Source organism: Bacillus sp. TE8-1, assembly GCF_008368855.1.
GTDB classification, from domain to species: domain Bacteria; phylum Bacillota; class Bacilli; order Bacillales; family Bacillaceae_G; genus Bacillus_A; species Bacillus_A cereus.
In genome coordinates, this window is record NZ_QPET01000025.1 from 1 (window position 1) to 24257 (window position 24257).

The window sequence follows — 24257 nt, forward strand, 5'->3', positions numbered from 1 at the left end:
GTATAGCTTTCCCTATGATAGATGGACATAATATTATTATATGTATAAATCTATATAGCTGTTTGTTTTTGTAACAAATTTAAATCTCTCCAACAATACGCTGTTTCTTCTACCCTTACTCTCTCTAAAAATTTCGTATCAATTTTTTCAGGGTTAAATTTTTCATAAAACTTTTTAGAAGGATTATTCGTAACAACCCAAACTAAAAGTGATTGCATATCATTCTTTACACATTCTGATAGTAACGCTTGAAATAACTTTTGTCCTATTTTCATTCCTTGATACTCTTGTAAAAGGTAGATTGCATATAATTCTCCATCACAATTATATGTATCAGTTCTTTCTATCCCCCCATCGATGAATCCAACTATTTCTCCATTTAAATTCTCTGCTACAAATCTAAATTGATGATTACCTTCTTTTTGAAAAATATCTTCCCATTGTTTTTCTCGTTTCTCATATGCTATATTATCTAGAATTTCGTCAGCAAATATCCCTTTATACGTTGCTTTCCAACTATCGACATGCACCTTTGCTATACCTTGTATATCATCCTTTATTGCTCTTCTAATATGTATTCCCATCATTTCTCCCCCTTTATTACTCATCATTATATCAATTTCATTCCTTAAAAATCCAAATAAAAAAGAGTGAATTCACTTCACTCTTTTTTATCACAATTATCTACTTTCCACTTCAACTGAAACTACTCGATCAATCTCTTTCAGGGAACTATATAATTCTGTTGTATATAAATCTTCTGGAGCTAAAATAACCATCTCTAGTTGCTGAAATGCTCCACTATCTATATCTTTAATTTTCACGCGTTTCACATGCATGCCTAAATTTTTAATTTGCTTAAATATACCATCTAACTCATGATGCTCTTTAACAGTAATTTTTATAGATAAATCCTTTTGTCTTAATGAATACGGTCCTGCAATTTTCACAAGTTGCGGAAGTACATTAATCGCTAAAATAATTAAAACCATAGCAACTGTCGCTTGTAAATAAAATCCCGCACCAATTGCGATTCCTAAAGCTGAAGCAGCCCACACCATAGAAGCTGTTGTTAATCCAGAAATAACGTCATTACTTCTTCGTAAAATGACACCTGCGCCAAGAAAACCAATTCCACTAACAATTTGAGCGGCCAGTCGCATCGGATCCATATTTGTATGTCCTGGAACAGAATATACATGCACAGATTCAATTGAAACCATCGTAATTAAACAACTTGCTACAGAAATAACCATACTTGTTTTCACACCAAGTGGTTTATTCTTTAGCTGCCTATCTATCCCGATGAATAATCCTAAAAAGAGTGCTAAACCTAATTTGAGTAAAAATTCATATGACATATTCCTATTCTCCTTACTTTACAATGTTTCCCTTAGAATAACTCACTATAACTCTTTTATGATATCAATTCCAGTCTTTTCTATTCATTTAACGTAAAAAACCGAAAAAACATTTATAACGATGTTTCTCCGGCTTTTTATTACACTTTAGATTCTTCTTTATTTCTGATCTTTAATCTTAATTTCTGCACCTTTGTAGAATGCTAATTTACTGTCATTATACTCTTTTGTAAATTTGTTAAACTGCTCTTTCGACTTTTGTGCTTCCACATTTAATTCATTAACAGTTTTAACTTTTTCACCGATTTCTTTTAATTTCGTTTCTTTTACTTTTAATTTTTCATACAGTTCTTTTTCAGTTGCTAACACTTTCGTGTAATTTTCATTCATCTTTTGGAATGCATCATAACGATTCTTATACGACTCTTCTACTGCTTTTGCTTGTTTTTGTAACTTCTTATCTTCAATCTTCTCTATATTACTTTGAACAGATTTCGTTTCCTTCTGTGCTTTTTCTAGCATTTCTTTCTCACTTTTCAATACTTTTTCACGATCATCTACATTTGCAGTAGCTTGCTCTATTTTCTTCACAACTGCTTCATTATGATCTTTACCTTCTTGCAAAATTTGAGCATATAATTCTTGCCCTTGTTTCTCTAACTGCTCTAATTTTTTTGCTTCATCCACTAAAGATTTTTCTTGTGTTGCTGCTGTTTCAAAAGCTGTATATAGATTTTCTTCTGGCTTTTCACCGAAACAACCTGTTAAAAGTCCTACTGATAATGCTCCAACTACTGCTACTTTTCCATACTTCAACGTTCATTCCTCCATTACATACGGTTATCATGCCAGAAGTTCACTGGGAAGTGACTCTCTTCATGATAAGCTTCAAACTCATAACCTTTTTCTTTTAGCCCCTTTAAAATTGCTGGCACAGCAGCAACTGATTGCGGGTGAATATCATGCATTAAAATTACTTCTTGTGGTTTTGTTGCGTTTGTTAATACGTTTTGAGCAATTTGTGCTGCAGCTGCATCAACTGGCATTTTATTGTATCTCCAATCTAATGAATCAATTGTCCAATCCCATACTTTAAATCCGCCTTCTACCACTTTATTTCGAAGACCTTCATTCAATCCAGGCATCGAACCATATGGAGGACGTGTTAATTTAGGTGATTTCCCAATAATATTAGCGATTAAACCTTGATCTTCTTTCATCTCATTTACATACTCGCCATTTTTATATAACTTTGCGAAATTATGTGTCATACTATGCATGCCTACATAATGACCCTCAGCATTTTCACGTTTCACTAAATCAGGAAATTCTTTTACATTCGCTCCAATTAAAAAGAACGTCGCCTTCGCATCATGTTGTTTTAGCGTATTTAATAATTCAGCCGTATATTTCCCTGGCCCATCGTCAAATGTAAGATAAGCAACTTTTCTTTCTTTTCCATTAAAACGACTTGGTGCCGTTTTATTCATTTCAACTTTCGGCTGTTCACTTGCAAGCTGCACTACATTTTCTTGTTTCGCAACAGCTTTTGCTGGTGAAGTAATTGATTGAAACATGTAATACCCAATAGCTACTGCGGCAATCGCTATTAAAACGACTACTATTTGTTTAATTTTTAAAGCTTTTTCCATTCTATCGAATTCCTCTCCCTATTAATCTTATATATAAATCGCCCAATATAATTATACATCTATTTATTTTTATTTCACCATATAAATAGATTTTATTTGTATTATAATGGGAGTTTTATCAAAATTGTTGTTCCTATTCCTTCTTTGCTTGTAACACTAAGCACACCGCCATGAAGCTCTACCATTTTTTTAACGATAGCTAAACCAATACCTGCACCTGCAGCATGATTATTAATTTGGTAAAATGATTGCTCAATATATGGTAAATGTTCTTTAGCAATTCCAATCCCTTCGTCTCTTACCTTAATCACTGCTTGTCCTTCTATTTTAGTCGCTTCAATGTGTATTGTACTTTTTTTATGTGAATACTTAATTGCATTTTGAACAATATTCAAGAAAACTTGCTTTAACCTATTTCGATCTCCCATCAATTCAATTCGGTCTATAGTAGTAATAAATTGAATTTCCTTCTCTTCCGATTTAGGAGTTAATTGCCAAATCGTCTCCTCTAGTATATCGTACAACTGCACCTTTTGTTTATATAAATTAAAATGATTTGATTGTAATCTTGAAAAATCTAGCAATTCTTCTACTAAATGAATCAATCTATCTGTCTCACCTGAAATAATGCCCATACCTTGCTTTATTTCTTCTTCTGTTAAATGATCTACTGTTTTTAACGTCTCACTCCAACCTTTAATTCCTGTTAAAGGCGTTCGTATTTCGTGCGAAATAGAAGCAATGAATTCATTTTTCATCTGCTCAGCCTTATCTATTTTATAGGCCATATAATTTAAACTATGTGCCAATTCACCTAATTCTCCAGGATAATCTTCTTTAATTTTTTGCTTTAATGTGCCTTCTGCAATTTGTGAAGAGGCTTGAATAATGGATTCAATTGGCTCAACAAATGAATTTGCCAAACGTCTACTAATTAAGAAGGCGACTCCCGAAATAACAATACCTACAGAAATAGTAAACGTAATAATTTCAATAATCTTTTTATTTACATTTATTAAAACAGTCGTATATTTTAAAACACCAATAGTTTGTCCTTGATGTATAAGTGGGCTTAGCACCTCTAGTTGTTTTTTATTACCTTTCGTAGTAACTTGATTATACATTTCACCTTCTAATAATGATTGTGGAATATTCACTTTACCTTCTACCTTTTCACCACTTGAAGATTGTATAACCGAGCCGTGACGATCAATTAACTGTAATTCTGTTCCTTCTAATTGAAAGCTACTAATTATGTCACCACTATATTCTTGTAATCGAATAAAGTATAGTGAATTGTATTCTGAAAAAAAACGTGTACTCGTTTTCGCATGAGACTCTATATATTGCACAATACCATTATAATAGTATCGATAAATTGAGACTGAAAATACAACTTCAAATAATACAAGCATAAGTGTAATGACCGTCATAAAATATAAAGTCACTTTCCGTTTCATCTCATACTTTCCTTCCACACATATCCTTTTCCCCACACCGTAAGAATAAATTCAGGTTCTGATGGATTACATTCTATCTTTTGACGTAACCGTCTCATATTTACATCTACTACTTTCGTCTCACCTACGTAATTGGTTCCCCAAATCATATTTAAAATTTCATCACGCGAAACTGGCTTTGAAGCCTGATTCATTAAATACTGTAATATCATATACTCTGTAGGTGTTAAATCGACTAATTGTCCATCTTTATACAATCTTTCTTCTATAATATTTAACGAAAATGGACCTGACGTAACAATATTCGTTTTTTCTTCATGTACTTCTATTCTTCTTAATAAAGACTGTATACGTGCAGTTAATACTACTGGACTAAACGGTTTTGCAATATAATCATCTGCACCTATTCCTAGTCCTTGCACCTTATCTTCATCTTGTACACGTGCGGTTAACATAATAATACCCATTTTTTTATTTTCTTTCCTGATAGCCTTACAAACTTCTAAACCATCAATCCCCGGTAACATTACATCCAGCAGTGCTATATCAACAGTTTGCTCACTCAAAATCTGTAATGCTTCTTCTCCAGTAGTAGCTTCTATTACATAAAATCCAGCACGTTTTAAATTTAAAACAATAAAGCTACGGATCGTTAATTCATCTTCTAAAACTAAAATTTTTGACATAATTCCCACCTCCTACTCTTGTTGATAATCCGCTAGCGGTTTTATATATGCTTTCACTTTTTCAAATTCCGATTGCTTCGGTACTGCATATACGTGAGAAGCCGTTTTAATTGCTGCGCTGTAGCCTTTTATATTGAACCATTCTTTCCGCTTAAAAATATGAACTTCAAGCCATATTTTATTTGTTCTTGTATCCAAAAACTTTTGAGAATTTGATTCTTTTTGCTGATCTGGTATTGTAATTTTCCCTATTAACTCTTTAGGAATTTTCACATAATACCCTTTTTCTATATCTATATATCGTTCTTCAATTGGTTTAATTCCAGATTCACTACACTGTATGTAACGTTCAAAAAGCGGACTATCACCATGTGATTTATCCTCCCAACCTTTTGGACGTACAGTACGAACAAATTCAATAATGCCGTCTTCATTAACATCTTTACTTTCTACAACATATTCATTAAATAAATCTTCTTTCCCACCTATAGGTAATACTTCATAATGATCCTGATCAAATTTTGCTACATAAGTTATACCTGAATGAGCGCCAACTCCTGCATCAATTACTACCGCCTTTAGTGATTTAGATATACGCCCCATTTGTATTCTTTGAATACTATTTATAAATGGATCGTATGACACTTCAGATAAAGTCTTAAATTGTTCCATGAACTCAACTGTCAGCTTCTCATCTTTTTCAAATGTAACAAGGCTTATATCTTTCAGTCCATTTTCATTTAGATCCTCTATGAATAACTTCGTATAACTTCGATTATATATTTCCTTCATCTCTTCATTTTCTTCCGAAAAAACATACATAACATGTTCTAACGATTCACGATTTACAGAGATTCCGATTAACAACTCTCTCTTCCCGTTCCCTGTAAAATCACCGACTTCAACGATATCTACATCTCCACCATCAAATTTATGTGTGGACTTTATTCTCCAGCCATTTCCGATTTCTTCATATACGGCTAAATATACGCTATGATCTTCATTCGGCAATTTATAAAATAAGATGGCTTCTTTCTTATTATCTTGTTTAAAATTCATTGACCAAATCATCTGTTTATCTTTGTTAGACATTGGAGTAAGTAAGCGATAATTAACAGGTAAATCTTTATCAATTTGTTCCTTTAATTCATTAATCCATTTTTCATTTGTAGGAGCTTCCATTAGACTTGTTGGAGCTTCAGACATTTTACATCCAGTCAATATAAAGATAATTCCCATCATGCTTAACCATTTCTGCATATGATATCTTTCCTTACCACAAATTTTGAATATGTCCTTTTACTTTTTTACCTATCCATTATACTCATACATATGAGTATAATTTTTCTAAACTAAAAAATCGTTACAGAAAAGTTACAAATACATTCCAAAAAAAAAGATTGGCAAAAGCCAATCTTTTTTTATTATTCGTTTCGGACTGATTTTGGCGTTACACCTAAATGATCATTTAATTTTTTTGAAATATCTTTTACATTTTTTTCATTTGGAATGTAATAATAAATACCACCGATACGTTTATCTGTACCTTCTATTTGCATTTTTTCCATTTCCAAATTAGATCCTGCCATATTTTTTGTAATGGCCAGCATATCGTCAAATGTTAAGTTCGTTTTCATATTTTTATCAACCGCATCCAGTAAAGAGCCCATTTTGCTAATTGATTGAACAGACATCGCTTTTTTAGCAATTGCTTCTATTACAAGTTGCTGTCTCTGTCCACGCATTGCGTCACTATCAATTTTACGCGTTCTTGCAAGTGCAAGAGCTTGTTCTCCATTTAAATGTTGGTAACCTTTTTCTAAATGGATCATACCAGCTTGGTCTTTACTATCTTGTTCAGTGAAAGTAACTGGTACATCAATATCAATACCACCAATTGAATCGACAATTTGTACGAATGATTCAAAGTTAAACTTCACATAATAATCAACAGGTACATTCAAAAATCTTTCCACCGTATCGCGTGTGCTTTCTACGCCACCAAATACGTGAGCATGAGTAATTTTATCTAATTTTTTTCTAGTTGGAATGTAAACACGTGAATCACGTGGAATACTTACTAGCTTAACAGACTTATCATCTTTATTAATTGTTGCTAATAAAAGTGCATCTGTTCGAACTGCTTCGCCATATTGGCTTTTTCTCATTTCACTTCCATCTACACCCATGATTAATATTGAAATATTATCCTTTAAAGGTTCGACTTCTTTATCACGCTTTGATGACTTATCAATTTTTGCATACGCATCATTTACAACAGCTTTTGCTTTATTATATATAAACGAACCATATCCTACTCCTCCAAAAATAAGTAGGAAAAATGGAATTAATATGAACCATTTTATTGACTTTCTTTTAGAACGCTTTTTATTACTTCTCGTATTTTGTTCTAATTCAGAGCTCATACCCATTCGCCTCTCTTTCTCTTTACCAAGTATAATGTAAGTCTATTTATCTTCATATTGAATTTCCTTTCACTAACCTTACAATTTTGTAAGGTTACTACTTAAACCCAATACGTATTCCATTTCACATTATACTCTCGTACTTATTTTTGGCAAGTCACTATTTACCAATTTCAAAAATTTAGCACTTCGCAACATGCGGATTTACAAATTTATTAACTCTTTCATTTTAAATTAGAATGTCTTTTTCCTAACAAACGATATGAATAAAGAATCCAGCTAATTATAAAATCTCTATGAATACAGTATATTTAACTTTATTATTTCTCAAACGGCGTATACACACTTTTCTTCCCCTGATTATCAATGTAAGCCGACTTTGCTTTTATTTTCGTTTTTTCTATTTCCATGTCTTCATTTGAGAAGTTCACAATGATTTTAATATCTTTTCCATAAGAAACAGATTGTACTAGCTTATCTTCTGACAAATACGCAAAATTCGTCATCTCTTCTTTTACTGCTTTTTCATGAACTTCATTCCAAACTTTTAGATGCTCTGTAATTTCTTTTTTATGCTTATCCCACTCTACTTCATCTAAATGGTACAACGGAGGAACATTATACAATAATTCAGACAGCATTCGATTTCCAACTTCATCTTTTACCTTTAAACTTCCCCATTCCCAATGATGCGTTGTAATAACGGAATCATTGTATACTAATTTATATAATGGTACCGAATATACTGGGTTTAAATATACTTGTTTATATTCTTCTTTCAATGGTACTTGTTTTGCATATTTTTCAGGCACATTTTGATTTGGTGACCAATATCCACCGACATAATACGGACTTGTTTTATTTTTCCGCATATCTTCATCGTCCCATTTAATAACAGGTGTTTCAATCCCGTGTGCAAATGCAATCGTACTACTAGCAAAATCATTTCCGCCTTCAGAACCAACGACCATATCCTTTTCTTGCGCAATGTAGTCCATTCGTTTTAAACGTGCTTTTAAATCTTGCTCTTGCGTCGTTATATGTTTCGCTGAATAGTCATCGTAAATTTCACCTGTCGCATCACAATCAATAAACCATGAATTATATTTAGGACCATTTTGTAATATATCATTCATGCGTTCCTTTACACTAGGCAGCGATAAAGTCGGATTTAATTTGCGACCTCTACCTAAAAAGCCTTGCACCTTTTCTCCGTTTTTCTTCGTTACAGTAGCCTCTTCGTATAATGATGGGTCATTAAAGGATGCTGTGTTCCAATTTTTATCACTTTTTTCGTGAATGGAATGATACGAATCATACGGACCAACTAAATACCCCATTTCCTTAGCTTTTGTCACGAAATTAGGTTGCATAAATCCTTGTTCCCAGTTCGGCAGACCAATCCATGCTTTTTCTATTCCTGCCTCTTTCATTTCCTTTAGTATGTCCGTTCCATCTGCATTACCCCATTTACTTACCTCTTCAACCGCATCACCAAGTAGCGACTTTAATAAATGCTTATTTAAGCTATACAATTCTGTATTCGTTAAGTGACCTACACCTTTCTTTAATAGCACACTAGCTTCCTGATTAACGTTTTGAAAAATATCCTCTTTATAAAATTCCTTCATAGATAACACTTCGTTTATATAACGTAAAATAACATTTTTTTGATACTTATCAATAAAATCTTGTTTACTTACTTGATCTAATACATTCAGTTCCCCAGGCTCTGAACTATTCTTTTGAATAAGTTCTTTTATATGACTAAACAGCGGGCTATTTATTTGCTCTCTTAGTTTTGACCAATTTATATTACTTTCTGATAAACCATTTTGATTCCAAAAATAAAAATGCGCCGCTCCATATAACTTTTCGATTTCTTTATTTTTTCTAGCCTTTTCTTGTAATGTTTTAAATTCACCTTTTTGAACAATATCATCCTTATACAGTTTAGTAATGCTTACCGCATCATTATTTGTCACATATAATTGAAATCCATATGTTTTATTTTTATTTATGCTCGGAAATTCATGTGTAAAATCAAATCCTATTTTCGGATCCGAATGAAATTTCAATTCATTATTAAACATATTCTTTGCAATATATACAATTGAATATTTCGAACCATTTAATGCGAAAAACTTCATAGAAAATGATTCAGCAAATGAATATGCATCATCCTTTAAAAACTTCTTCCAATTCTCATCATTGCTCGGAATTTGCTTACCCTCCCATAACGGAAGTGTATAATTTTCAGCTTCTACTTTCGGCCATGTAAAGCTTTCTGCACCAGTCGATTCCACTTCAATGTTTAAGTGGTCTTTTTTCTTTTCTAATTTTATTTTTACTTTTTGATCTGGATATTCCCACGATGTACGATCCTTTTCTTTTTTTACATTCGATACCTTCATTTTCGGTAGGGGTTGTGATGCCTGTTCCTTTACCCCCTCATGTTCTACAGTTAATGTGAATGTTTCTGGATTTACATCATAAGTAAAATCTTTATACGTCGCTTTCTTTATTTTAGACTCTTGTACAGCATTACTACCTTTTACGTCACAACCGACTAAAGTCGAAAACGACATAGTTGTAAGAAGACATATCGCTATCATTTTTTTCATCCTCTGCACCTCCACCAATGAATATACAGGTGCTTTGTTACAGGAATGTGGCAAAAAATAATAGAGCTAGCATTTTGCTAGCTCTATTTGGAGTATTAAAAGTTGATATGAACAACTATAACTTGCTTAGAAGATATGTAATACAGTAACTGCGTTTTTTTCTCAATAATTATGAAACTAAGCAAATCAAAATTTTAACAAGCATTCTTCAACTGAAAAAATAAGTGTATACAATGTATCCTAAAAATAGTACTAAAATGATTATTCCTGTGCCTTTCCAATTCATACCGCCTGCTATATCAACTGGACTACCTGTTTCCGCTCTATTGAGTCCGTCACGTAAAGAACCCGTAGGATTACTTTTTAATTCACTTTGTCTCATACGCTCTCTTTTTTCTTCTGGTGACTCTTTATTCATGTAATCACCTCCAAAATGAATGCACTCTTTACTTACATTATTCAAAATCAACATTTGTTTTATATTTTCTTCCGAAAAAACCTAATTTAAAATAGGTTTGCAACGTAAAGAAAGCTAGCCATGCCAGCTTTCTTTACGATCCAATATGCTCTTCCTTATTTACAATAATACCTTTATGGTCGATTTCAAGCTCACATACTTTCATATCTGTAAATACTCTCGCTAACTGCCCAGCGATTTCTTGACGTTTCTCATATGGTGCTAATATAAAAATAGATGGTCCCGCACCGCTAAGTGCTGTGCCGTACGCACCAAATTCTTTTGCGCATTTACGAATAGATGGTAATAACGGTACGAGTTCTAAACGATATGGCTCGTGAAAATGGTCTCTCTCCATCATTTCACCTACAACTTCCCACCGCTTTTGACATAATGCAGCTACTAATACGTTACTTATCGCACTCGCTTTAACTGCCTCATGAAACGGAAACATCTTTGGTAATACAGATCGACTTTCATCTGTATTTAATTCTTCATTCGGAATGAGAGAAACTACACCTAATTCCTTGCTCTCAATTCTTACGACGGAAACATCCTTTCCATCAAGTGCTCCAATTACAGTTCCACCTAATATAGAAGCAGCGACATTATCAGGATGTCCTTCAAAATTTGTAGCAATTTGAACTTTTTGATCAGCAGTTAAGTTCAAATTGCCTAGTTGATTCGCAAGCTCTATCCCAGCTACAATCGCTGATGCACTACTTCCTAGCCCTCTCGTTAATGGGATATTACTAGTAACTTCTATTATATGGGGTGATATAGAAGGACATACTTTACATGCCGTGCTAACGATTAAATTTTTATCGTCTGCTGGAATTGATTCTTCAAAGGAATGGATTACTTGCCATTTATCAGCTTTTTCTTTAACCACCACATCTAAATACAATGACAAAGCTATTCCAACTGAATCAAATCCAGGACCAACATTCGCCGTACTAGCAGGGACACGAACGCTAAATGGTATCACGACATAATCACCCCTTTAATATGATCTTTAATTTGTTCTATATCATTTGACACATTTGCGATGTCTAGTTGATTTGAAGAAATAGCGATATCAGGATCCTTCAAACCATTTCCAGTTAATACTGCAACAACTGTTTCTCCCTTTTTGATTTTTCCAGATTCAACATGTTTAATTACGCCGGCTAATGAAGCATTTGATCCTGGTTCAGCGAAAACTCCTTCAGTTTTTGCTAATAACCTATACGCATGTAAAATTTCTTCATCTGATACCATATCTATTTCACCACGAGACTGCTCGGCAGCCTCTACTGCATACGACCAACTTGCTGGGTTACCGATGCGAATCGCTGTTGCAATTGTTTCAGGTTCTTCAATTACATGCCCTTTTACAATTGCAGCTGCTCCTTCCGCTTCAAAACCATGGATTCTTGGCTTATTATAACCTTTTTCTTTCTCATATTCACAGAAACCTTTCCAATATGCTGTAATATTTCCTGCGTTCCCAACAGGGATAGCTAGAACATCTGGTGCATTTTGCAATTGGTCACAAATTTCAAATGCTGCCGTTTTTTGCCCTTCAATTCGATAAGGATTCACTGAATTTACTAACGTAATCGGCTCTTCTGCAGCAATATTTCTTACAGCCTTAAGTGCATCATCGAAATTCCCTTCTATTGAAATAATTTCAGCTCCATAAGCGACCGCTTGCGCTAATTTTCCATGTGCAATCTTTCCTTCTGGTATTACGATAATACATTTCATCCCAAGACGTGCCGCATATGCTGCAGCTGATGCTGATGTATTACCTGTTGATGCACAAATGATTGCTTCTGAACCTTCTTCTTTCGCCTTAGCAACTGCCATGACCATACCACGATCTTTAAAAGAACCTGTCGGATTCGCTCCTTCGTACTTACCGTATAGCTGAATCCCTAATTGTTTTGATATATTTAATAATGGAATAAGTGGCGTGTTTCCTTCCATTAAGCTGACATCAGGTGTATTTTCATTCACTGGTAAATAAGACGCATACTGTTTTAATAGTCCTTTATACATATTGTTTTTCCTCCTCAATAATGTAGTAACTGTTTATTTCACTTGCGACAGCTTCTATCGCTTCTAAAACTCGTTCAAATTGATACTTGGAAGTTCGATGTGTCACAACAACGACTTCTGCCAGTTCACGGTTTAAAGGTAATTGAATAACCTCTTTTAAACTTACAGAATAATTAACGAAACATTCTGTTATTTTTTGTAACATCCCAGGCTCATCTCGTAATGAAATACGTAAGAAATATTTCGAAACTACTTCTTCATCACCTTGTAATTCATAAGGAACTGGTTCTTTTAACGCACTTTTATTTTTCGGAACTTGATTCATATTTTTAACGATTGAAATAATATCACTTACTACAGCAGAACCAGTCGGTAACTTCCCAGCTCCGGGTCCATAAAACATTACTTCTCCTACCGCTTGGCCATGGACATACACCGCATTAAATTCATTATTCACATTTGATAATGGATGCTGGCTCGGTAAAAGCGTCGGTTCTACACTTAAATGAATGGCTGGTCCTTGTTTTTCAGCCTTACCAATTAACTTCATAATAAATCCTAACTTTTCAGCCATTTGTAAATCTTCTTTTTCGACCTTTCGAATCCCTCTTACTTGCACATCATCTAATGAAACATTCATCGAAAAACCTAAGTTTGCAAGAATTGCTACTTTTCTTGCCGCATCTAGTCCATCTACATCTGCTGTCGGATCCGATTCTGCAAAGCCTAATTTTTGTGCTTCCTGTAAAGCCTCTTCATAAGACCATCCATTTTGACTCATTTTTGTTAACATATAATTTGTTGTACCATTTACAATTCCCATTATTTTTTCAATTTGATCTGATGCTAGCCCATCAGTTAGTCCTCTTAACACTGGAATACCGCCTGCTACACTCGCTTCGTAACATAAATCACAATCATTATCGTTCGCCAGTTGAAGAAGCTCTGCACCATATACAGCCATTAAATCTTTATTTGCTGTTACGACATGCTTTTTATTTCGTAAAGCCTTAACAATATGCTGCTTTGCTTCTTCAATTCCACCCATTACCTCTACTACAATATCAATATTTGAATCATTTAGAACTTCATCTGCATGACTTGTTACTGCAATTCCATCAATACAAACATCGCGTTCTTTTTCCAAATCACGTACAACGACTGTTTTCACTTTCACTTCGTATCCTGTATCAAGTGCGATTTTTTTATAATGTTCTTTCAAAATATGAACAACACCACTTCCGACCGTACCTAAACCTAATACCCCAACATTTATAACGTTATTCATCTTCTAATCTCCTCCTAAAAGTTTAATGGTTACATCTATAAATCACCTTACTCTGCTTTTTTGTCATGCAGGTGGTGGTTATTTCCGTATTTATAAATCGTTTCATATTACCGCACCTCCTTTCAAAGTAATAAAAAAACACACTCTTCCCTAGGAAAGGGACGAATGTGTTTTCGTGGTTCCACCCTTGTTCCAATCTAGACGTACCTCCTCCTAGATTGCTCAAGTTCAGATAACGGCTGATACCGTCAATAATTACTAGATTACTCGTTCACTATTGAAGTTCAAAGGTGGTAAAATCATTTCTCGTGTTAGGAAGCTCACACCCTTGGCTTCCCTCTCTGTAAACCGTAAAAATGATTTCGTGTCCTTATCGTTACTTTTTTCGTTCATGTTTATTTGTTAACTCATTATACTCGCATAAAAAACAAAATCAATAATATTTTTAATTATTTTAAATTTTCAATCTATAACACTATAAAAAAAACACATTCTTCCCTAGGAAAGGGACGAATGTGTTTTCGTGGTTCCACCCTTGTTCCAATCTAGACGTACCTCCTCCTAGATTGCTCAAGTTCAGATAACGGCTGATACCGCCAATAATTACTAGATTACTCGTTCACTATTGAAGTTCAAAGGTGGTAAAACCATTTCTCGTGTTAGGAAGCTCACACCCTTGACTTCCCTCTCTGTAAACCGTAAAAATGATTTCGTGTCCTTATCATTACTTTTTCGTTCATGTCTATTTGTTAACTTATTATAGTTATCAACTTTTTAAAAAGCAAGCCTATTTTTACTAACTATTTTCAAAATAATTTTTTATTATATTTCACAATAACATTATGCAACTGCCACTCAATTTACCTATTTTGTCATTTCTCCAGTTTATAAATCAACGGTTCATATATAAAGTGAAACTTTAATCCGTGGGGATTTTGTTTATCCCCACCTAACTTCTTTGTTTTCGCTGAATTTTGAGGTAGGAATCTTACTGCCCGTTAATGCGGGATAAATTCCCCATTCTAAAACCCGTACATACCCACCTTACAAAACTATATCAATAAAATTTTCAATACAATCTTTTTGTATAACTTTCTTCTAAAGAACGTGCAACATCTTCTTCTGAAGTATTCACTTTCGCATGCTCCAGCAACATTTTTGCTGCTGAAGGTAACTCTTTTTTATTTAACCAAGATTCTGATTCCCACATCTTAGAACGAATAAACGCTTTTGCACAATGAATGTAACACTCTTCTATTTCAACAACAATTCCAAGTAACGGATTGCGTCCATTCGCCTGCATTTCTTTCAAAATTTCTTCGTCGTTTGTAATATATGCTCGGCCATTTATTCTGAGTGTCTCCCCAAGACCTGGAATAAAAAAGATTAGTCCTACACGTGGATTTGAAATAATATTCAAAATGGAGTCTATACGACGATTTCCTGGTCTTTCTGGAATGATAATTTTATTATTATTGAGTACGTATACAAATCCAGGTGCGTCTCCTCTCGGCGAGGCGTCACACTCCCCCAACTTATTTGCAGTAGATAATACTAGAAAAGGAGATTTAGAAAGGAAATCTACACAATGGTGGTCTAATGATGAAATAACTTTTTTCAATGCTCGCTCACTTGGTTGCCCCAATATTTTTCGTAACTCTTCCTCTGTTGAAATAATCGATTTTATTTCCATACGCTCTATCTCCACTTATAATCGCCCCTTTTTCTTTATTTTCCCAAAATTCAATACGAATATTGTATAATAAAATTTGCAGAAAGGGGAATTAAAATGACAGAGTGGTTAACAATATTTGATTCTGAAAGAAATACACTTGGGAAGAAATTACGCGATGAAGTGCATCGTGACGGTGATTGGCACGAAACATTTCACTGTTGGTTTGTAGAAAAAGATGCTAAAGATATATTCTTATATTTCCAGTTACGCTCTAAAAATAAAAAAGAAGCTCCATGTATATGGGATATTACTTCAGCTGGACATATTATGCATGATGAAGATGTACAAATTGGTGGTCTTCGTGAAATCGAAGAAGAATTGGGGCTTTCCTTTCAAACTACTGATTTAGTATACAAAGGAATCTTTAAAATAGACTATGAAATTTCAAATCTTACTGATCGTGAATTTTGTCATATGTATTTTCACAATGTCATCAATCCACTTCCATTCGCACCAGGTGAAGAAGTAGACGATGTGATGAAAGTACATGCAACTTCTTTTCTACAACTATTAAATGGAGAGATTTCATCTTTAAAAACGATTTCAGTCTTAAACAATAAACCGATTACGATAACATTTGAAGATATTTATCCGTATGATCTTGCATACTATGAATTTGTTGTTGCACAAGGAAAAGAACTACTAAAAAATAATCGTTTGTAAATATAATAGGACTCCTATCTATCATTGACTGAGAGTCCTATTTTCCTTATCATCATTGTTCAATTGTCTTTAATCTGTTCTCTACTCGTATAAATAAGCGAATGATTAACAATACCATAACCACCATAATCGCTATTATTGTATGTGGATATCTAAACAGTATACTAATAACACTTCCAATTAACATCATGATAAATCCGTTTTGCTTCATCACTTCTACACTATACCTGTTACCCGCATCCCATAATTCCTTATTTTTCATAGATCGTTTCGTACGATAACCATATGCCGCATTAATATCGGTCGGTGGATTTTTTTGAAGAATAATTGCCGCAAGTATAAAAATAATACCAATCAATATGCTTATTCCTATGTTTACGAGTGCATCAATCAATTATACCCCCCTAACTTACACTTTCATTATACGACACAACCTTTATTTTTCCAATTTATAACACATTCACTTTCTTTCTTTCGATGTCTGGAACATACTTGGAAGTGTTACAAAACGTGCCCCTTTCGTTTTTAACTGCGGAATGATTTTGTCTAGTGCATCAACAGATCCTTGTAAATGCCCACCTGGAGTAGAATGCTGCAGTATGACACTACCTGGAAATGAATTCCCTAACACATTATTTGTAATCGTATCGGCACTTACACCTTTCCAATCAACTGTATCAACACTCCACTGTACAATCATAAAATTTTGCTCAGTTGCCCAATTCAATTGATTTTCAAGTATTTCACCATACGGTGGACGTATAAATTTAGGGGCATAGCCGGCTAAACGTTTTAATATTTCTTCCGTTTTTATAATTTGATTACGGTACTCAACGTCATTTACTTTCGCTAAATTCGGATGACTGTACGTATGATTACCAATTACATGCCCTTCATTTGCAATACGCTTTACTACGTTCGGAAATTTTTCTGCGTTTTCACCAAGTAAGAAAAAAGTAGCTTTTACATTATGTTGTTTTAACTTATCTAATATTTTTGGCGTGAATTCTAAATCTGGTCCATCATCAAATGTAAGAGCGACTTCCGCTTTATTATACGGTCCTGAAAATGCGTACGCATATTTTTCAACCCATGAAAATGGTGTCCACGATCCACGATCATATGCTTTCATTTGTACTTCATAATTTTGAGGGATATATGCGTATGGCAATGAGTTTATATAGTCTCCATAATAAAATGAGTTATATGGCATATAAGCATACGAAACATCTCGTTCTAGTCCCCATTGATATGGAGCAAACATTTGTGGCGAATAAAAATAATACATGATAAAAAACCTCCCTAAATTTTCATATGTGATTCATCTGCACTTTGTTAGAGAAATTGTTATTCATAAACAAAAATAAGACTGTCCTTAATTAGGACAGTCTTACTACTTTATATTATTAATAAATTGATGTACTATCTTTTGGCAAAGCTTTCACATGTTTTAAATAGTTCGTCACTTTATCATCCTCATCTTGCGGATATTGATATTCATACGTGTTAGCGATTTCGTTCGCCACTTCCCTAAATAAATCACTCATGACAAAGAATGACTCCCATATGTTTTCATATTCAGCATTAGAAAATGTCCTTTTAAATTGCTCCCACATATCTTCTTCAATATATTGCTCGAAATGCTTTCCAAACTTCCCTGTATTAACTGTAAAGTCTGTTTTCATACCAATATGCCATTCTAGCATTACAATGAACATATCTCGCACTGGTCCTTCAAGCATTCCTTTTGCATAAGAAAGTTCCTCTCTCCATAACCCTTTTGCCACATTTGTACTACACCACCAAAATTCATTACAGCAATCCAAAAACTCTTTTTCTGTAGGCTTTTTTATTAAGTAATCCTTATCGCTTGCTGGCGGGAATCCTTCCATACAATTATCTTTATCAAGAAGCAGTTTACTTAAACTATCTTGTCCAACGAACTTTTTTATTAACTCAACTGGAACTAGCGTTAAATCAATCCGATTCCCATCCATGAACTGCATTAAATACGGAAACTTCCCATCTTCATCTGGTTGAACTAACGACATTTCTTCTGGCATTTGTACTATCATTATTTCTCCAAATCTATGAACCCAATTATGATTAGACGTAAAAGATTGTATATCATTTACAACATACATAATATCATAGTCTTGAAAACAATCTCTTTTCACATTTGGATTTACACGCGATCCATTCATGATAACTGCTCGAATTCTTTCATCCTCTTTTGCTATATTTATAATTACGTCTAACATTTCTTTTTCAGTTCTCATCTACTTATATCCTCCAATTTTTTAATATATAATATAGTGTTATGTATATTGGAGGTCCACGAGCTAATCTCGTTATACACGATACATGTTATAATTTTTGAAACTTCTTTTTCATCCTTTTTCCTCCTTACATCACTCTTTTACAACTGCCATCCCTTTCAATTTCCCAATGCTTTCTACCATTCACTTTTAATTATACCGAAAATTCTGTCTCGAATACAAAAAATAAAGAAGGGACATCTACCCCTTACAGAATAGATATCCCTTCTTTTAAAGTTAAATTTAATTCCTATGGATTAGTAGACCAAAGCCCAGCAGATTTAATAAATGTACGTTTATTTAATTTCAGCTGCGCTACGATAAATTCTGCAATATCTTCTGCTTGCATTACTTTATCAGGGTTTCCATCAGTTAATCCTAAATCTACAGCCATATCAGTTGCTACTGTACTTGGAGTTAAAGCTGTTACACGAATGTTATGTTTGCGAACTTCCATCGCTAACGATTCTGTTAAGCCAAGGACACCAAATTTAGAAGCACTATATGCACTTGTTACAGGTGCACCTTTTTGTCCTGCTGTAGATGAAATGTTAATGATATCACCAGATTGTTGTTCAATCATGCTCGGTAAAGCTGCACGAGTTGCATAGTATACACCCATTAAGTTTACTTGAATGATTTTTTCCCAATCAGCAACGTCTAGTTCTAAAAACTTACCGAATTTAGAAATACCAGCGTTATTAATTAAAATATCGATAGATCCTAAACCATTTTTTAACGTTTCAATCGCAGTTGTTACTTCTTCGTATGAAGAAACATCAGCAGTTGCAATAACAGCTTTTACACCTTCTGCTTCTACTTCTTTCGCTACAGCTTTTAAGTTTTCTTCTGAACGAGCTAATAAGCCTACATTTACGCCTTCTTTCGCTAATGCGATTGCTACAGCGCGACCAATCCCTCTACCTGCTCCTGTAATTAAAGCATTTTTACCTTGTAATAATTCTGCCAAGTATAACACTCCTTAATCATCTCAGTTATGTATTATATTAAAATTGTATCTATGTTTATGTAAAAAGGCAATGATGCACTTTCATGTGCGTAGGTTACTTGTAGGTAACTGTAGAAAGTTTTTATTTATAAGTTTCATTTTTTTACTATTATTCATGTAAAATAAAAACAAATCCAGCATAGGGGAGTGTATGAGTATGAAAAGAAAAAATGGTTCTTGTTACTAACTGCAGTCGGACTATGTATCATATTGTTTGCACTGTACTTTATATTTGGTAACCCACTAAATTATAAAGTAATAGAAAAAGATACTAGCCATTATCTCCATATTAAAAAAGGTTATAAGCAAGAAGAAATACAAAACATAACCGGAAAATATACTCCCCTTTATAATATTGGCTATTATGCAACAGTAGTATATAAAGACGAACCATATTTCACCTACTCTTATACATACGATGATAATAAAAAAATAATACAAGACAACGGTATTTTAGGAAGACATACTGAGTCATTTGAACATCTTAATTTAAACTGGTCGTTGTTTGACCAGTTAGTAGATGGTATTCATACAAACTTGCAAGGAAGAGGTTTAAGAGAAAAGAAAGATTATTCTATACGACACGTTCAATTCATTGATATAGATGACGATAAAAACGGTGTGGAAGCATACGTTGACTTTAAGAAAGATAAAGAATCCGATTACTCATATCGTATGAATAGCGAAGGAAAAGCTTATCAATATAATTGCAGTAACGGTAAATGCATTTTTAAAGAGAAATAGTGTTAGAAGGTTCTCCTTCTAACACTATTTCTCTTCATGATTTGGCATACGCACAATAAATTCAGTACCTTTTCCTTCCTCACTCTCAACTTTTATTTCCCCATGATGAAGGTCGAGTACTTTCTTTACAATAGCTAAACCTAAGCCACTTCCTCCATAGGCACGATTTCGTGAAGAATCCGCTTTATAAAAACGCTCAAAAATATGTTGTTTCTGTTCTTCTGATATACCAATTCCTGAATCACGGATACGCACTTCCACTACTGTCTCATGTTCCTTTAACTGAATAGTAATCGTACCACCGCTTGGAGTAAATTTAATACTATTATGAATTAAATTAATCCACACTTGACTCATACTTTCTTGGTCAGCAATAACATGTGCTTTTTCTAAATCTAGTTCTAACTCAATTTCTTTTTCAGCCCAGAGTGGTTCACTATTTAACACAATTTGCTTTAATTGTTGATCTAATCGATAGCTCACTCTTTCTGGTATATATTCTTCTGATTCTAAAAGAGTTAGCTTTAGTAAATTTTGACTTAGTTTAGATAATCTCGTTGTTTCAGTTTCAATAATGGTAAGATAATGCTTTCTTTTTTCCTCAGAAAGATTATCGTCTTGTAGTGCTCTAGCAAATCCTTTTATAGAAGTTAATGGTGACTGTATTTCATGAGAAACATTTGATACAAACTCTTGTCTCATTTTCTCCATCGCATTCAGTTCATCTGTCATATCATTTATACTTTTTACGAGCACGCCAATTTCGCCATCATACTTTTCTTCATTTCGTATTTTTACGGAGAAGTCTCCTTTTGCAATTTTTTGTATCGGTTCAATAATAGTCCAAATCATTGCCTCTCGTTTTGGCCTCATTAATATTCCAATCAATGTCCAAATAAGAATAATAAATACAAAACCGACCATATCACTAATTAGAAAGGCAACAAACGGCGATACGTTTACGTCAAAAGCATTCAATATACTAGTTGCTACATAAAATGCGATAGACCAAATGATAGTAAGAAAAGAAAAGAGCGCTAATACCGCTCCAAATACTTTCAGCATCTTCAACTTACTCATTCGTTTTCTTTTTCTCATTTACTTACCTCTAAGCGATACCCTAATCCTCTTATTGTTTTAATACTAAATTTCGACTGCTCTTCTTGAAACTTCTCACGTAACCGATTAATATGAACGTCTAGTGTACGTTCATTCCCTTCAAAATCATATCCCCATATTTCTTCAATTAATTGCTCTCTCGAACAAGTTCTTCCCGATTTAGACCCTAAAGTAAAGAGCAGCTCAAATTCTTTTAACGGTAGTGTAACCGTTTGTTCTCCAGATATAACTTCGAATGTTTTACGATTTAATAATACATTTCCAACTTGAATCAATTGGGAAACTGTAATTTGGTAACGTTTCAATAATGCCTTTACTCTCACTACTAATTCTATAGGGTCAAATGGTTTTACAAGATAATCATCTGTCCCAAGGTGAAATCCTTTTACTTTTTGTGATGTTTCCCCTTTGGCAGTTAGCATCAGAACCGGGATATCATAGTATTTTCTTAATTCAAAACATACATCAAATCCATCCATATTTGGCATCATGATATCAAGAATAACCATATCGACTTTTACGTCATCCATTTTCTGAAGTGCATCTACTCCATCAATTGCCTCATATGTTTGAAAACCTTCTCGTTCTAAAAATACAGAAACGAGTTCTCTAATGTGTGGATCGTCATCTACTATTAAAATTTTAGGTATCAAAGGAACCATTTCCTTTCTACTTAGCATCTAATATATTGTTTAAAAATGAATCATCAGTGGAGTAAAATCCCACTGATGATTCATTTTATAATGCACCCTCTTTAATTTTCAATTGCTGCGTTGCAAACTCACGATACATATCATGCGTCTGTAATAATTCATCATGCGTACCACTACCTGTAAGATTCCCTTTTTCAATAAAGACAATTTTATCTGCATCTACAACAGTAGAAAGTCTATGCGCAATCACTAACGTTGTTCTGCCTTTCATTAAGTTATTTAACGCTTTTTGAACGACAGACTCAGATTTACTATCTAAGCTTGAAGTCGCCTCATCTAGCATAAGAATTTGCGGATTTCGAAGTAACGCTCGGGCAATGGCAATTCGCTGTCTTTGTCCCCCAGAAAGCTTCACACCGCGTTCTCCAACTTCTGTTGCATAACCGTTTGGTAAGTCATGAATAAATGCATCAACATATGCCATTGCTGCTACTTTTTCAATTTCTTCATCCGTTACTTCGCCCTCGACGCCATAACAAATATTATCACGAATTGTTCCATCAATTAACGGACTATCTTGTGATACGTAACCGATTTGACGTCGCCATGACTGTAATGAATAACTCGTAATTGATTCTTCCCCTAATTTAATGGCGCCACTAGTTGGCTCATAAAAACGTTCCAGTAATGAGAATAACGTTGTTTTCCCACTACCACTTGGTCCTACAATCGCTGTCACTTTTCCAGATTCAATTGTGAAATCAATATTTTTCAAAACTTGCTCTTCTTCGTTATACTCAAAATGTACATTTTCAAGAACGATCGGTTGCTTAGCATTTGTCACTTTCACACCAGTTTCATGATCTTCTACTTCATATTCTAAAATCGTACTAATTCTTTCCGTTGCACCAATTGCCTTTTGGAATTGTGTAAAGAACATAGATAATTGACTCATTGGCATTACAATTTGAACTAAATACAAAATAAACGCTACAAGTTCACCGGTTGTTAATGCACCGCTAGAAACTCGCATCCCGCCATATCCTACGATAATAACAAGTAGTGCCATTAAAACAAACGACATAACTGGCGAAATTAATGCTTGCACTTTTCCTTCTTTCAAACCAAATTGTAATAACTTTTGTATACCTGTATTACCCGTTTCATATTCTCTTTTTTCTGTATTTGAAGATTTCACTAAACGAATTTCTGATAACACTTGCGTTAACACACTTGTAAAAGATGCCGTTTCATCTTGAAGCGCTTTTGAAATCTTATACATTTTTCGTCCAAGTGGAACTAAAATTAACACAGACAACGGAATAACCGTTAAAAGTAACGCAGTCATTTTCCAATCTAAAACAAATAATACAATTAACGATCCAACAATTGAAATACCGCCTGTTAATAAGTTTGACAAATGCTCAGAAATTAACGTTTTCACTACACCTGTATCATTCGTCATACGGCTAATTGTATCACCTGTTCTATTTTGATCGTAATAAGATACCGGCAAGATAAGTACCTTTTTCCACAAACGTTCTCTTAGTCCCGCTACAATCTTCTGCCCAATATAATTTAGTAAATATATAGACAACCCTGCCGCAATAGTTTGCATTACAAAGAAAGCAACTAATCCAACAATTTGTCCTGCACTAATTGAAGAAAGCGAAAAATTATCTACTAATCCTTTTGTCAGCATAGGAATAAATAAACTCGCTCCCGTAGAAAGCAAACTCATTAATAACGCAAAAACTAAAATTCCTTTCGGAGGATTTGTATCTTGAATAAGGCGTAAAAACTGCCTCCAACTCCCTTTTTTCTTCATTTCATTTCTAACTTCCATTCCTGTTCATCTCCTCGTGGTAAACAAAACTGTTCTTTCTAAAATTAGAATACGATACAAATGTAAACTGAATGTAAACACACTTTTTCTATTTTTACAAAATATACATAAAAACTCATCTTTACAACAGATATAAACATCTGATATTATTACCTGGTACTTAATATTATTCT

General features: G+C 33.8%; 23 protein-coding genes and 2 other annotated features. Of the genes, 2 read left to right on the forward strand and 21 right to left on the reverse strand.

What is annotated here, in order from left to right; translation table 11 throughout:
• Positions 1–50: 50 nt before the first annotated feature.
• The 14 genes from DN404_RS22890 to DN404_RS22955 form a co-directional block, all read right to left on the reverse strand.
• On the reverse strand, positions 51–587 hold the full coding sequence (locus DN404_RS22890) for a GNAT family N-acetyltransferase (RefSeq protein WP_012593210.1): 537 nt from the start codon (positions 585–587) through the stop codon (positions 51–53).
• Between the two features lie 93 nt (positions 588–680).
• Positions 681–1361, reverse strand: a complete 681-nt coding sequence (locus DN404_RS22895) for an MgtC/SapB family protein (protein ID WP_000119510.1) — start codon at positions 1359–1361, stop codon at positions 681–683.
• 159 nt (positions 1362–1520) lie between these two features.
• Positions 1521–2177: a YkyA family protein gene (locus DN404_RS22900; RefSeq protein WP_000873566.1), complete on the reverse strand. Its 657-nt coding sequence runs from the start codon at positions 2175–2177 to the stop codon at positions 1521–1523.
• A gap of 14 nt (positions 2178–2191) precedes the next feature.
• Positions 2192–3013, reverse strand: a complete 822-nt coding sequence (locus tag DN404_RS22905) for a peptidoglycan-N-acetylglucosamine deacetylase (RefSeq protein WP_000409484.1) — start codon at positions 3011–3013, stop codon at positions 2192–2194.
• A gap of 101 nt (positions 3014–3114) precedes the next feature.
• Positions 3115–4473, reverse strand: coding sequence for a sensor histidine kinase (locus DN404_RS22910; protein ID WP_149215500.1), 1359 nt, complete (start codon positions 4471–4473; stop codon positions 3115–3117).
• Positions 4470–5159 (reverse strand): response regulator transcription factor, encoded by a 690-nt coding sequence (locus tag DN404_RS22915; RefSeq protein ID WP_000036071.1) that lies wholly within the window; start codon positions 5157–5159, stop codon positions 4470–4472. Before DN404_RS22915 ends, DN404_RS22910 begins: the two co-directional genes overlap by 4 nt.
• A 12-nt stretch (positions 5160–5171) precedes the next feature.
• Entirely contained in the window at positions 5172–6419 is a 1248-nt protein-coding gene (locus tag DN404_RS22920) for a hypothetical protein (RefSeq protein ID WP_149215501.1), read from the reverse strand.
• A gap of 164 nt (positions 6420–6583) precedes the next feature.
• Complete coding sequence (locus DN404_RS22925) at positions 6584–7585, reverse strand: LCP family protein (RefSeq protein WP_001987131.1); 1002 nt, start codon at positions 7583–7585, stop codon at positions 6584–6586.
• 320 nt (positions 7586–7905) lie between these two features.
• Entirely contained in the window at positions 7906–10209 is a 2304-nt protein-coding gene (locus DN404_RS22930) for a glycoside hydrolase (protein ID WP_006929152.1), read from the reverse strand.
• 208 nt (positions 10210–10417) lie between these two features.
• On the reverse strand, positions 10418–10627 hold the full coding sequence (locus DN404_RS22935; RefSeq protein ID WP_001031482.1) for a DUF6366 family protein: 210 nt from the start codon (positions 10625–10627) through the stop codon (positions 10418–10420).
• A 133-nt stretch (positions 10628–10760) separates the two neighbouring features.
• On the reverse strand, positions 10761–11654 hold the full coding sequence (gene thrB, locus DN404_RS22940) for a homoserine kinase (RefSeq protein ID WP_000612098.1): 894 nt from the start codon (positions 11652–11654) through the stop codon (positions 10761–10763).
• A complete protein-coding gene (thrC, locus tag DN404_RS22945) occupies positions 11651–12709 on the reverse strand; it encodes a threonine synthase (RefSeq protein WP_149215502.1) in 1059 nt (352 codons plus the stop codon). Before thrC ends, thrB begins: the two co-directional genes overlap by 4 nt.
• Positions 12702–13997 carry a homoserine dehydrogenase gene (locus DN404_RS22950; protein WP_001066898.1) on the reverse strand — a complete coding sequence of 432 codons (1296 nt, stop codon included), beginning with the start codon at positions 13995–13997 and terminating at the stop codon, positions 12702–12704. Before DN404_RS22950 ends, thrC begins: the two co-directional genes overlap by 8 nt.
• Positions 13998–14151: 154 nt before the next feature.
• Positions 14152–14383: a binding site (T-box leader), on the reverse strand.
• A 116-nt stretch (positions 14384–14499) separates the two neighbouring features.
• Positions 14500–14731, reverse strand: a binding site (T-box leader).
• A 335-nt stretch (positions 14732–15066) separates the two neighbouring features.
• The gene (locus DN404_RS22955) at positions 15067–15705 is read right to left on the reverse strand and encodes a pyridoxamine 5'-phosphate oxidase family protein (protein ID WP_000402142.1); all 639 of its coding nucleotides are present in this window, start codon (positions 15703–15705) and stop codon (positions 15067–15069) included.
• Between the two features lie 81 nt (positions 15706–15786).
• Here DN404_RS22955 and DN404_RS22960 point away from each other — a divergent pair, with 81 nt between their 5' ends.
• Entirely contained in the window at positions 15787–16395 is a 609-nt protein-coding gene (locus tag DN404_RS22960; RefSeq protein WP_149215503.1) for an NUDIX hydrolase, read from the forward strand.
• Between the two features lie 52 nt (positions 16396–16447).
• Here the strand turns inward: DN404_RS22960 and DN404_RS22965 are convergent, their stop codons facing one another.
• From DN404_RS22965 to DN404_RS22980, 4 genes are all read right to left on the reverse strand, one after another.
• Entirely contained in the window at positions 16448–16789 is a 342-nt protein-coding gene (locus tag DN404_RS22965) for an SdpI family protein (RefSeq protein WP_000564329.1), read from the reverse strand.
• Between the two features lie 66 nt (positions 16790–16855).
• Positions 16856–17683 carry a peptidoglycan-N-acetylglucosamine deacetylase gene (locus tag DN404_RS22970; protein ID WP_000291222.1) on the reverse strand — a complete coding sequence of 276 codons (828 nt, stop codon included), beginning with the start codon at positions 17681–17683 and terminating at the stop codon, positions 16856–16858.
• Between the two features lie 118 nt (positions 17684–17801).
• Positions 17802–18674, reverse strand: a complete 873-nt coding sequence (locus tag DN404_RS22975; RefSeq protein WP_001258539.1) for an aminoglycoside 6-adenylyltransferase — start codon at positions 18672–18674, stop codon at positions 17802–17804.
• 289 nt (positions 18675–18963) lie between these two features.
• Positions 18964–19683, reverse strand: coding sequence for a 3-ketoacyl-ACP reductase (locus DN404_RS22980; RefSeq protein WP_000818985.1), 720 nt, complete (start codon positions 19681–19683; stop codon positions 18964–18966).
• Positions 19684–19869: 186 nt separating this feature from the next.
• Between DN404_RS22980 and DN404_RS22985 the strand changes: the two genes are divergently transcribed.
• The gene (locus DN404_RS22985) at positions 19870–20466 is read left to right on the forward strand and encodes a DUF3139 domain-containing protein (protein WP_149215504.1); all 597 of its coding nucleotides are present in this window, start codon (positions 19870–19872) and stop codon (positions 20464–20466) included.
• Between the two features lie 24 nt (positions 20467–20490).
• On the opposite strand, the gene hitS is transcribed toward DN404_RS22985, so the two are convergent.
• The 3 genes from hitS to DN404_RS23000 form a co-directional block, all read right to left on the reverse strand.
• Positions 20491–21564, reverse strand: a complete 1074-nt coding sequence (gene hitS / locus DN404_RS22990) for an envelope stress sensor histidine kinase HitS (protein WP_149215505.1) — start codon at positions 21562–21564, stop codon at positions 20491–20493.
• Positions 21561–22238: an envelope stress response regulator transcription factor HitR gene (gene hitR, locus DN404_RS22995; RefSeq protein WP_016124455.1), complete on the reverse strand. Its 678-nt coding sequence runs from the start codon at positions 22236–22238 to the stop codon at positions 21561–21563. The genes hitS and hitR overlap by 4 nt, the downstream gene beginning before the upstream one ends.
• 85 nt (positions 22239–22323) lie before the next feature.
• Positions 22324–24084: an ABC transporter ATP-binding protein gene (locus tag DN404_RS23000; RefSeq protein ID WP_061654531.1), complete on the reverse strand. Its 1761-nt coding sequence runs from the start codon at positions 24082–24084 to the stop codon at positions 22324–22326.
• Positions 24085–24257 lie beyond the last annotated feature (173 nt).